Raw genomic sequence first — 12,710 nt, 5'->3', positions numbered from 1 at the left:
CGTTTATTTGGAAACATGTTATTATTGAGAAGGTTCAGAATTGAAAAATCACGATAGGTGTCAGAGCCCCGCAGAGTTGCAGCTCTGTGGGGGTCTTTTTTTTGAATAATTATGTTTTAAATTAAACAGGTAGTCGGTTAATGCTTGTTGCGGTTGTCTAACCACTGCTTGAATAAGATCAGCAGAATTCCGACAACAAGTAGCCCGTGAGTCAAATCATAGTAAGTAACTCGTGTATACTAAAGCCATCATAGCCATGCGAAGGGAGTTTATTCATGTCATTTATTGCCACACTGATCTTGATTTTAGTTGCGACGACATTGGCTGGGCACTTTTCTGCGCGGCTGGCGATTCCAGCGGTCATTGGTGAATTGCTAGTTGGCATCGTCATCGGCCCAGGGGTGCTTAATTGGGTGCATCCAAGCACGATTTTGACAGCCTTTGCCAACATTGGCGTCATTTTGTTGATGTTCATGGCTGGTCTTGAAAGTGACTTAAATCAGCTGAAAAAATATTTAAAACCAGCGTTGGCAACGGCACTGTGTGGGGTGTTGCTGCCGGTTGCAGTGATGAGTACCACCAGCTATTTGCTCGGCGATGGCATTAAAGAAGCACTGTTCATTGGTGTAATCTTTTCGGCAACATCCGTTAGCATTTCGGTGGCCGTTTTGCGTGAATTCAAGATGCTTAATTCGCGTCCAGGTGCGACGATTCTTGGTGCAGCAGTGGCTGACGACATTATTGGCGTGGTGCTATTGAGCGTGATGATTGCGGTTGTTGGCAGCGGTGCGACATCTGGTAATAATTCGTTGCTACTGCAATTTCTTCTTCAGGCAGCATTTTTTATCGCAGCCTATCTGGTGGTGCGCTGGGTTGCGCCAATCTTAATGCGTGTTAGTGATCGGCTACTGATTCCGTCGGCCCGAACGGTCACGGCGATGGTTATTTGTTTGGGGATGGCTGAATTAGCTGAGTTGGTTGGCTTATCCGGCGCAATCGGTGCCTTTTTTGCCGGTATTGCAGTTGCCCAGACACATGTCAAACAAACGATTGATGATCATATCGAACCGATTAGCAATGCCTTTTTTGTCCCAGTCTTTTTCGTGAGCATCGGACTGTCAGTTTCCTTTACCAACTTCTTGTCATCGTTACCATATATCTTGCTAATGACAGTGCTAGCGGTTGCCACCAAATGGATTGGCGGCGAAGCTGGTGCGCAGTTGACCGGTTTCAAGCGCTCACAAGCGCGAATCGTTGGTACGGGCATGATTGCTCGCGGCGAAATGGCGTTGATCACGGCGCAAATTGGCTTTGGTGCACATTTGTTACCTAAGGCACTATATGTCGATATTATCTTTGTGATCGTCTTGGCAACGTTGGCAGCACCGCTATTGTTGCGTTGGTCCCTTAACGGAACAAATGAAACGGCTGATTAAATAAATCTGGTGTGCCCTGGAAAAGTGTGTCATTATGCCTATGTAAGCGATATCAAAATAATGATGATGGAGTGGCGAAGATGAGTGGCTTTCTAGGTGAACTACTGGGAACGTTTGTCCTGATTGTATTAGGGGTCGGCGTTAACTGCGGGGTTAACTTGAATGAGACCTATGGCAAACAAAATAGTGATTGGTTAATGATTGCGTTTGGCTGGGGGATGGCTGTGACGATGGGGGTTTACGTGGCAGGCAATATTGGCTCACAAGGGCACCTCAATCCAGCCGTCACCATTGCTGAAGCAGTCTTTGGCTTGTTCCCATGGCATCAGGTGAGTGGTTACTTGCTTGGGCAATTTTTAGGTGCCATGCTTGGTGCAATTGTCGTGACGATTCATTACTATCCGCATTTAAAAGTGACTACACCGGCTGAAGGAAATCACGTTGGTATATTTGCAACGGCGCCAGCAATCGACCAACCAGTGTTTAATTTGCTGAGTGAAACGATTGCAACGTTTACCTTTATCTATGTGCTGCTTAATCTGGGTAACTTTACGGTGGGCTTGAAACCATTTATCGTCGGTTTCTTGATTTTTGCGATTGGTATGAGCCTGGGAACGACGACTGGCTATGCAATCAACCCAGCACGGGACTGGGGCCCACGATTGGTATATACGTTGCTGCCGATTCCGAACAAAGGTAACTCCCAGTGGTCCTACGCATGGATTCCACTTGTTGGACCAATCCTAGGTGGGTTACTAGCGGCTGCTTTATTCAAAATACAATAATTAAATAATGCGACCAGGAATTGATTAACTTACTCACGAGGTAAGCTAACCAATTCCTGGTCGCATTTTTGTGTGAATCATTTACTTTAACGTTAACTGCGGTCTTGTGATGGCTAGCAAAGCTAGCCATCACTCTCCACGAAACCAGGGCAACAACGATGGCACACAGGTGGCGCCCCGAGAGCGAGTGGCTGCAAAAAATTTGCAAAGCCGCGAACGGCAAGGGGTTCCACCTGTGTGCCGGCGAACGGAGTGAGTTCGTTGTTGTCCTGGTTTTGTGGAGATACTCGACTAGTTCACCAAAGTTTCAAAATGACCGTGATTCAGCATGTCAGCTTTCAAGTCGGTCATGGTAAACCGATGATAGAACTTGCGATAATCCTTGTCGGCTAAGGTGAATAGATCATTCAATGTTTCACCGATGTTGCCAGAAATGTCAGTCGGATCATCGGAGTTAGGGGTGAGACCTTTAGAAGTTCCAGTCGTGAACTTGGCATAGCTCAAAATAGGAGGGATGGTGAGGTCGTACAAATCCCCGACGTTCATGTCAGCTAGATCGCGTTCCAACAGATAGCCGCCTTTTTTGCCGACGGAACCGCTGATGTACCCCTGCTTGTGTAAGACAGACAGGATGTTACGGATCATGACGGGATTCAGTTGTAGTGACTTAGCCAACTCAGCGCTGGTGATTTTGCGCGGACTCTCGGCATCCAAATAGAGAATGCTGTGGACCGCAACGGAAAAATCTAACTTCATGAGAGCCTCTTTCTGGGCAGCGTGGGTTCCACCACCATAACGTTAAAATTCATGTTCAATCTTTAGCAGTTTCGGGTCGGCATGACTGATGACGGGACTGGCATCACCAACACTGATTAAGGTGAGGTGGTGCATTGCCCGTGATGCCATCGTGTATAAAATCCCAATGGCATCGTCGCTGGGATAATTTGTGCTGGAGACGTCGTAAGCAACGACTGCATCAAATTCTAGTCCCTTTGCCAAATAAACAGGCATAATGACTACCCCTTTAGGCAACGTCCGGTCTGCATCATTTAAGAGTGACACCGGTAAATGAGCAGCGTGGAGATCACGATAGACTGAGCGCGCAGTGATGACGTTCTTGGTCAAGATTGCGACGGTGCCATAAGTTGCTAGCTCTTGTGCGGCAACCTCGGCAGTTGCTGTAATGGCCGCTGTCGTATCCTTGCGTAACCGAATTTGTGGCAAGTCACCCGGACGATTAAACGCTTGAATGTGCTCACCATCAGGCAACAGGCCTTTGGCGAAGTTGGTGATGGGCATGGTGGAACGATAGCTACGATTTAGGGTGATCAAATTCGGACGTTTTGCCTGAAAGGCGTCGGCTAATTGATGCACCAGTTCCTGCGGTGTTTGTAAATGATTGAAGAGAGCCTGTTCACTGTCACCGAGCAATGTAAATTTCGCCTTTGGGAAGGCGTGCTTGATGTAGCACATCTGTGCGAGTGAGTAATCTTGCATTTCATCGACGAAGACGTAAGCAATACTGCGATTTTGTCCACCACCGGTGATGAGGTCGCGTAAGTACAACAAGGGAACGCTATCCGCTAGGTCAATCCGATGATATTCAATGCCAGCGTCGAAGTCTTGCTCATGCATGGACCAGTTGGTGGCATCGACTGATTCCGGTGCTGTTGTTTGCAGGAAATGGTCGTACTGACGATAAATATCTAAGAAGTAATTATTGAACAGCGCTTCGTAGATTGGAGAGAAGCGGCGGCGCACGATGGCGCGGGCTGCGAAAGCCATCTCATCATCGAGTTCTTTAAAGGTGCCCAGGCGATCACCAAGTAAGTCATGGTAGTGTTCTGTGTCCAGGTTATCTAATTCGGTGGCGACCCAATCTGCTTGAGCTTCAGTTTTGATCCGCCGTTTTAGCTGTTTGATTAGGGTATTCTTCGTTGCCAAGAAACGATTTGGGGTGCTCATCGTTGCTGGTTGTTCAGCGTAGATGGCCGCAATCGCTTCCTTGGTGAAGAATAAACTACCGTCGAGCAAAATATCGTTGAAACGCAGATCAGCGACACTGACACTGCGACTGTAGGTACTCAAATCGGCCATTAATTGCGTGCTTTCTAAATAATCACGTACATCAGTGGTCGCGTGGTCGGTTGTCGTCGCATCATCTTCGTAACGTTCAAACAGTGTCTGGACATGCAGACCTTGTAGTCGTTGCGTTAAAAAGTCATCCAGCGTCACTTGCCGCATGTTGCGCTCTCCGAGACTCGGCAGGACTTCTGAAATGTAGTGACTAAACAACCGATTCGGTGAAAACAGAATCATTTGATCTGCGGCAATTTCACTCTGCCCGCCATTGCGGCTGTGATAGAGCAGGTACGCAATGCGCTGTAAGATGGCAGACGTTTTCCCAGAACCAGCGACGCCTTGAACGACTAATAAATCAGCGGCAGTGTCACGAATGATGTCGTTTTGCTCTTTCTGAATGGTAGCGACGATATTTTGCATCACGGCATCATTTTGTTCACCTAAAACGGCTTGTAGCATTTCATCACCGACCGTTTCGTTGGTGTCAAACATGTTGGTGATCGTGCCATTTTTAATTGTGAATTGACGTTTCTTCGTCAGCTCAGTGGTCTGCTTGCCCGCTGGCGTCTGATAGTGAACCTGTCCCAAAGTACCGTTGTAATAAATACTGGCAATTGGTGCGCGCCAATCGTAAATCAAAAAGTTTTGATCCGCATCAGTTAACGAAAAGGTACCGATGTATAGCTGATCACTGGTTGTATCGCCGGCATCTTTGATGTCAATGCGACCAAAGTAAGCGGAACGGTCCAAGGCTTTGAGGTTGTCCAACTGTTGACCGATTGTCTCTTCGTTGGTGACGGCTAAGTAGACTAATTGCCGCTGTTGTTGCAATTCGGCGTTTGTTTCCATCGCGTCATCGACTTCGAAGGTATTAACGGATGCGTTATCCGCATAGTTTTTCTGAATGGCGCCCGTCTCGGCGTGAGCCGCTTGATAAGTCTCTTCGCTGGCGGCAAGCTGACGATGAATCTCGTCCATAACTTGGTCAACGCGTGTCTGTTCTTGTTGTCTGTCAGTGTCTGCCAAGGGGGGCCTCCGTTCAGTCAAGTGTTCATTAATTCAACGGTGCTCATTCTAAGGGTTAATCGCTAACTCGTCAAATGGTGGAACTTACAATTTGGAGGACTGCGGTTGACAGGTTTTGACGACTTCACAAGCTGCCTGAAAAATAATTAGCGTAGTAACACGATCAGTGGTGGTCAAACAAGTTGACAAAGCTTGAATATTTACAAAAAAGTTTCCGGTTTTATGAATCTTTTAATGGGCTTAAAAGATGTTTCGATTTCGAGGCATATCGAGTGACAGTAGGCGTTAGACCTCGGTAAAATAGAAGTGTGAGGAATATGTAACGCACGTCAATTATCAAGTTGTTAAAATACTTGATTATGAATTGATTTTATATGTTCCATAACTGGTTTTTCGGTTATAATGATAACTAATTATGTTTTTCATTATTATGAGATAACTATCTTCATAAACGAGGATATGACGTCAGGCATGAGAGTCAATGAGAGCATATGTTGATTAAATGGACGTGGGCAATCTGGAGGTATGTATGAATAAACAAAAATTAGAAAAAATGAATACAACGGAGCATTACCGGATGTATAAATCTGGGAAATAGTGGCTGTTTTCCAGTATTTTAGCGTTTGGTGTGGGCCTTGGTTTATTAGAAGGGGGCATTACGGCACGTGCCGACAAAGCCCCAACGGTTAATGACCAAGCAACACCAAATACGGCGACTCCTTCCGGCAAGGCTAACGACAGTGGAAACAGTGTCGTTCTAAAGACGAGCCAAGCGGCGCCAGCTTCAGCAGCCACATCAACCAGTGCGGCCGCCGACCAACAGATGACACCTGCAAGTGCGCAAGCAACGCCACAGTCAGCAGCTAAAGCAACTGCGACGTCCGCTGCGGCCAGTGAAGATGCCACTAAATCAACGCCTGCTAGTCAAGCAACTGCTGATCAAAAGACACCAACTTCAGCGGCTTCTTTAAGCACGCCAAAATCAGCAGTGGCTGATCAAAAAGCACAACCAGCTACTAGCACACCTGCTGCAAAAGCAACCGAAGCCTCCGCGGATGCTATTGCACCAAAAACTGACCAAAAATCCGTTGCAAACACGCAACAAGCAGCAACTGCAACGACTGCTAATGATGCTGCGACACCTGCAGCACAGACCGACCAGCCTAAGATTGATGTAGACGGCTTGATTGGCAAGTTGCCAAAGGGTTCCACTGTGCAGCTTAACCAGCAAACCGGCGTCTTAAACGTGCAAATGGCTGCCGGGACAACTGCAGCTGAATTGGACGCAGCTAGGAAGTTACTTGGTGGCTCTGGCGCCAAGTCGATTAACATGGTTGCGATGTCAGATACGCCAGCGATTGTTGATACCGAAGCTGGCGGATATGACTATGCGACTTATGACATTACTGACAATTCCGGAGCCTATGAAAGCTTAGGGCAGATTCCAACCATTTCCCATTTTATGATTCCTGGTTACGGGCCGGCAACAGTACTGAGTCCGTTGTCATTTCTTGGCGATAAGATGAGCGACTTCAATGCAGCAACGATTGAAGATTTTAAAAACGCTGACATTAAAGATTTTATAGTCACGTTGGATGGCTTTGGCTGGGGCCCCCACGGTTCTTTACTTGGTGGAGCTGAGCTCGGCGGAAAATCCGATGAATTTTATCAAGGTTATAAGAATGCAATTGTAGATGTTTTACAAGGGTATCTAGATGCTTATAACGTTTATGATGGGCTCCTTGATGCCGAGACTAAAGAAAACACAACCAGCTACATGTATGGTGTGATGGGTGCGAATGAAGGCTGGGCACAGTTAAAAGCTAAAATGGCATTTTCAATGCAGGCTGGAAAGACGAACATATACACCTGGGCTTACAATGATTTTGTGGCTTGGTTAACTTCGATGGGGGATCCAGCCCAAGAAGACAATTCTGCCATCCTAGTCAATCGTCCATTATATGGTGGAATTGCTAGTTTAGGTGCTTTAAATACTTCTTCATGGATTGGTAACGGTGACAACTCACAAAAGTTACCAACGGCGGATAAATTTTGGACGAGTGTCTATAACACACAGGATATCAATAAACCAGGGGTTTTTTTCAATGATGGAAATGGTCATCCAACCGATATAATTGGTAATTCGATGGAGCCTGCGTATCCTCAAATATTTTTGAATTTAGGTCGTAAGATTTCCGATGCCACGCTTGACCAAGTTAAAGAGGTCTATGCTGAAGGTGTTAAGCAAGCGGCTTTAGATGCAATGCAAGGTAAGCGAATCGCTGTTGAAGATGGCTACATGGTTACAACCAAAAAATCGACTGTAGGTCCTGGTAGTACCGATTTTCAGGCACTGAGTGGCGCAGGCTATTTTGCTAGTGATCCAATTTTGCAAAATGCAGACTTACAACAAGTCTTTGTTAATGGTTATCGTTATGCAAAATACTTTTTGACAAAAAATGACGCGACCCTTAACGCTGGAAATAATAGTTCTTTTACCTTTACTGAAAAGGATGGTTATTTAGTACCAACGGGTGTCGCAAAAACCCCTAAGGTGAGTGCTAAAGAAAACCCGATTGATAAAGCCATCATTAGTGTGTTGTCTGGAATAAGCACTACGTATGATGTTGTCAAGGATAGTAGTACTGTAACTACTTCTGGAGGAGCTAATCTTGCTGTAGCAGATAATGACAACGGGGGCGTCTATTCTGCTGGCCATTACGTAAATGCAATTTATAATTTGGCGCTTCAAGTAGCATATGGTGCTCGTGCTGACTGGACAACGGCTGCAGAAAATCAAATCAATGGTATTGAAAGTAGTACTGGGTTAACAGTTAATAAGGAAAGTGCATGGTATAAAGAAAGCCCGTATGTTTATACGACAGTATTTAATGCCCTCAATACTATGTATCATACGGATAGCAATGAGAAAAGTTATATTGTGCAAGCTTTAAATAAGGCTGACCATGATATTGTTATATCGGCCGCGAATAACAACGGTATTCCAACGATAAGCCATGATTCAGTTCCAGTTAATGTAGCAGATGATTTTCTTCAAGGGATTGACTTGAATGCGAGTGCTTACTACGATTCGACAAAGTATGATACAAAGGCAATCGGAGTATCTAAAGATTCAACGGTTACTAACGATAAGGCACAAATTAAACTAGGAATCGATAAAACCGCAGCTGTAACAACACAGTCAACTATGCAAAACGTTGTTGATTATGCGTATTATCATGAACAGGCAGTTGCGGCTGCAGCTTTCGAAGCTGGTTATGGTGCAGCAAATAAGGGCTTGAATTTACTTTCGGGCTTACCTGATAAGGCTCCACTTGGCGATGAAGCTAAATATAACTTCCAGTACCATACAGATCTGGTTGGTAGCCTTTATCCGGCTAAGAGTGATTTTGGTGAATCTAATAAAAAAACATTAATAGATACATCGGCCAATAGTGATGGAACGACCACTAAATTAACGTTAACTACTGACGAAAAAGACAATTTTATTAGTCTTAAAGCGGAAGTCGAAAGTCCAGCAGTACTGGACAAAGATGGGAACGTTGTCCAGAAAGCTAATGTTATTGTTTCTAACGAAACAACTAATATTACAGATGTTCTAAGTCTACAATATGCGGCTCCGCATGGTAGTGAAGACGAAAGTAGTGGCATGTCAGTTGTTGACGGCTCAAATAGCCAGGCTTATATTCACCTTGCACGTGTTGATTACCCTGATGGAACATTTAAATATCGTGTTGAGATACAGCGTAATTCACTTATGAACGTGACTCCTAACGATGATAGGGGTGGGGCTTTTAATAATGTCTATAAGAGCGGATATAACTATCGTCGTAGTCAAATGTCAACGATTGAAGTTACAGATAAACTAAAAAAAGATAATCAAGAACTTAAGCAGACGACCTACTATTCATTTAAGGATGATAAATTAGTTGTTCCTGATCGTGATGAAACAACTGGCGCTTATAGAGATGTTCCAGTAACACCAAAAGAGGGCAGTAACTTTAAGTCCATTGCTATCTCTAACGATGGAGCAGGTGTAATTAAGGTTATTACTGTTGACAAAAATGGAGTAACTCAGTCTTCTGAACTAAAGCCAAACCAAGTAACTACAATAGGTGATAAAGACAAAGCACACTTAGATGCATGGATTAACGCTGATGGGTCGATTTCTCTTGCTGATTATAGTTATAAGGGTATCTTTACCGCTACACAGACGCAGCTTTTAAGTGCCACTCCGAAGTCTAACGCCTTCATAGATAAGACTATTCCTGCGGGTAGCATAGGTGCTGCCATCACTGGAATATCGGGAACAGATAATCCTGATCCAGAATCTGTAGTAACTAGCACAGATGGGATTTACGCTGATGCGCTTGAGCCAAATATTAATCGTGTAACAATTTTAATGCCGCATGATGATCAAGCTGGTGTCATTTTAGTTCCTGATCATAATCGCATCGATTCCGATAACGAAATCGACAAAGATAAGGGTATGTCCCTAACATTTGTCAGTGGTGAAGAAACCAAGACTGACGATTTGACGGCAGTTGATTTGGACGAAAATAAAAATCCTACTGCAACACAACGACCAAATGTGACTGCTTCTTACACAATTGGTAAGCGGATAGACGCAAAGGCGACAATTCCATACGTTGCCATCAACAAGTTAGCCGACGGTAAGAAAGATGCTGCTGGTAATGTGACTATTGATACCGGTGTTGTGCCAGTTTACGACGCAGCCAAAGGTGTGGTTACGATTGACTTATCCGCTGCTACTAATTCATACCGAAACGTGGCCAATGGTACTGCCACACCAAACGTTGGACCACAGATTTTCGATTGGACGAAAGTTACACTAACAAATTCACAATGGACTATTTCTGCCGATGGCAAAACGTTGACATACACGCCAACTGCCGATGAAAAGAAATTAATCATGGGTAAAGGCCTTCACCTATCAATCCAGGACGATATCGATAACGTTGATACTACGCCAGATTACATGAGTGATAAGGTTTATTTGAATGCCTTTGTTAGCTCAACTGTCCGGACAACAATTGAAAAGACAATTAACACGTCAACTGATTTATCTACCACGGACCACAAATCATATATCTTGAAGAACGCTGATTTATTGGCGCTTGTTCCGGCTGCTGATCTAGCTAAGTTTAGTCTTGCGTTTGACCAGATGAAGGGCAAGTCATTTACCGCTACTACTTTACCAACCGGCATGACATTGCCTACTGGTGTTACTAGTATTGCAATCGCCACAAATGGTGATGTAACAGTTACCTTTGATCCAACTGCAGACATCTCCGCAACGCCAGAGATCGTGCTACCACTTTCATTCAATGATGATGGCACGATTCGTACTGACGAGACTGATAACTTGCCTGCCTCGAGTTTGACGATGAAGTTGACCTTGCAGGCGAACGTTCTAGTTAAGAATGTTGTTAAGCCTGATGGAAAGACGGAACTGCCTGGTGGTAGTACTATTCAAGCTGTTCAGTTAGGCGCAAGTCAATCTGATACAACTAAGAAAGATACGATCACCAAAGATGCCGGCAGCTACGATAACTACAAGCTATACAGTGGTGATGAAACTAAGACCACGACCGTTAAGTTTGCGACTTTTGGTACTGATGGTACGCAGAATAACAATGAATTGATTCATAACTACAGCAAGACGCTTGGCTATGTTTGGAAAGACATCAAGGGTGGTGCTGACGGTACTGTGGTTGTTCACCCTGCAACTGCAGCTTATCCACAAGTTACAGACTCGAATCAGAGTTCTGCTTATGAGGGAATTTCGTTCGAACAAAGAATTTCCGGTGACCAACTAACTGGACTTGATCTAACGAAACTGCAGCCAATAGTTTCGACCGATAATGATGGTATTACTAGAACAAATACCTTTAAGGTTGACGGAACTGACTTGGTTGTGACGACAGCAATCACAGGTTCAGATGCATCTAAGAATGCTTACATTGGTTCGATGTATGTCAATGGATTTTCTAATAATTTTGTTTTGACTGACGGCACCAATGAAATTGCCGTGATTGAACGTTCTAACATTCTTGACCCATCTGAATTCACAACCGTTATCAAAGAAGATACGATCAATGTTAAGGCTTCGGCTGGGAACTATGTAAATAAAGACGGTGTCGTCGAATACAACTTTAATTACAAAGTTGACGACAAATTAAATGCTAAAAAGATTTTGGCATTAACTTTCCATGCAGCAGCTGAGACTGATCCGCTAGACAGCATTACGTTAGACAGCAATTTAGATGAGGCGTCGATTGATAATTTCCTAAACGGTTATTTGAAAGCACACGAAACAAGTCTTTATGGAAATGACACTGCTGCTAACTACCATAATCTAGATGGTATTGATTTTGGGACAATAAAAGATGGGCAGATCCCTGTTACCGTGAAGGTTAAGGCAACAACTGACGTGGCAAATAGTACACAAAGTATCGTTAATATGTTCGTGTACGGCGAGAGCTTCGGTCACTACAGTGCCGTTAAGCTCACACTGCACCTCCAAAACTCCCTGATTCAAGATACTGAAGGATTAGACAAGGTTACAGACGCCAATAAGCCTGTCTATGCACCAATTGAGAACAAAGAATTAGGCACGTCGATTGGTACACTAACTGCCCAAGCTGTAACGGGTTATCACGTAACGGGTGCTAAGGATCAAAACGGCGATACATTATCTGTTACTTTGAATACAACCGACGGAACAGCTACCTACAACACTGATGGCACTGCTAAATACAACTTTGGAATCAAAAATGCTGGCGATGCGCCTAAAGAACTGAAGGTTACTTGGATTTATGCACAAAACGAAATCACAGCAACCTTAAGTAACGAATCGAAGGTTTATGACGGCAACGCTGCAACCGATAAGATTCATACAGTTACGCTACCTAGTTTCTTAGTCGCTCCAACCGGTGGCTGGGTACTTTCTGATTTCCAACGGCAGACTGGTACTGGCAACGACAGTCAAGATGTTAAAGCGGCTCCAGGATATGTTGTCACATTATCTGCAACAGGAATTGCTCGCTTACAGGCTGCTAATACTGAATACACGATTGATGCAACAACTTTACCAGCAAAAAACATTACTGATGGTCATTTGGTAATCACGCCAGCGGCCGCCACTTATAAGCTGACTGGTACGGATACGAAAGTTTATGACGGCACTGCGACAGACATCAAAAATATCTTGGATAAGTACAGTGTGGCGTTGACAGCTGGTGGCACGTACACATTGGTAGACGGTGACATTGAATTCGCCGATTCCGAAGTTAAGAATGTCAAGACTGGTTACGTCGTTAAGTTGACGCAAGCCGGA

7 protein-coding genes are annotated in these 12,710 nt (G+C 44.5%); 4 read left to right on the top strand and 3 right to left on the bottom strand.

The window, feature by feature from the left end:
* Window positions 1-137: 137 nt before the first annotated feature.
* Window positions 138-215: a type I toxin-antitoxin system Fst family toxin gene (locus tag IV55_RS10325; protein WP_146993626.1), complete on the bottom strand. Its 78-nt coding sequence runs from the start codon at window positions 213-215 to the stop codon at window positions 138-140.
* A 60-nt stretch (window positions 216-275) separates the two neighbouring features.
* Between IV55_RS10325 and IV55_RS05600 the strand changes: the two genes are divergently transcribed.
* A complete protein-coding gene (locus tag IV55_RS05600; RefSeq protein ID WP_057810192.1) occupies window positions 276-1,436 on the top strand; it encodes a cation:proton antiporter in 1,161 nt (386 codons plus the stop codon).
* A gap of 80 nt (window positions 1,437-1,516) precedes the next feature.
* Window positions 1,517-2,221, top strand: a complete 705-nt coding sequence (locus IV55_RS05595) for an MIP/aquaporin family protein (RefSeq protein WP_057810190.1) — start codon at window positions 1,517-1,519, stop codon at window positions 2,219-2,221.
* A 291-nt stretch (window positions 2,222-2,512) separates the two neighbouring features.
* On the opposite strand, the gene IV55_RS05590 is transcribed toward IV55_RS05595, so the two are convergent.
* A complete protein-coding gene (locus IV55_RS05590) occupies window positions 2,513-2,977 on the bottom strand; it encodes an Rrf2 family transcriptional regulator (RefSeq protein ID WP_057810189.1) in 465 nt (154 codons plus the stop codon).
* 42 nt (window positions 2,978-3,019) lie between these two features.
* Window positions 3,020-5,329, bottom strand: coding sequence for an RNA polymerase recycling motor HelD (gene helD / locus IV55_RS05585; RefSeq protein WP_162260733.1), 2,310 nt, complete (start codon window positions 5,327-5,329; stop codon window positions 3,020-3,022).
* 502 nt (window positions 5,330-5,831) lie between these two features.
* Here helD and IV55_RS10690 point away from each other — a divergent pair.
* Both IV55_RS10690 and IV55_RS05580 read left to right on the top strand, forming a co-directional pair.
* Window positions 5,832-5,927 (top strand): KxYKxGKxW signal peptide domain-containing protein, encoded by a 96-nt coding sequence (locus tag IV55_RS10690; RefSeq protein WP_146993625.1) that lies wholly within the window; start codon window positions 5,832-5,834, stop codon window positions 5,925-5,927.
* A gap of 30 nt (window positions 5,928-5,957) precedes the next feature.
* On the top strand, window positions 5,958-12,710 hold a 6,753-nt coding region (locus IV55_RS05580; protein WP_272946584.1), incomplete at its 3' end, for an MBG domain-containing protein.

Origin of the sequence: Furfurilactobacillus siliginis (assembly GCF_001437435.1) — a bacterium.
GTDB lineage: Bacteria > Bacillota > Bacilli > Lactobacillales > Lactobacillaceae > Furfurilactobacillus > Furfurilactobacillus siliginis.
This window is presented reverse-complemented; position numbering and strand designations above follow the sequence as displayed.

Excerpts from the sequence above, each read along its gene's own strand:
- IV55_RS05600 (WP_057810192.1), top strand. The coding sequence starts at position 276 with ATGTCATTTATTGCCACACTGATCTTGATTTTAGTTGCGACGACATTG.
- IV55_RS05595 (WP_057810190.1), top strand. The coding sequence starts at position 1,517 with ATGAGTGGCTTTCTAGGTGAACTACTGGGAACGTTTGTCCTGATTGTA.
- IV55_RS05590 (WP_057810189.1), bottom strand. The coding sequence starts at position 2,977 with ATGAAGTTAGATTTTTCCGTTGCGGTCCACAGCATTCTCTATTTGGAT.
- IV55_RS10690 (WP_146993625.1), top strand. The coding sequence starts at position 5,832 with ATGGACGTGGGCAATCTGGAGGTATGTATGAATAAACAAAAATTAGAA.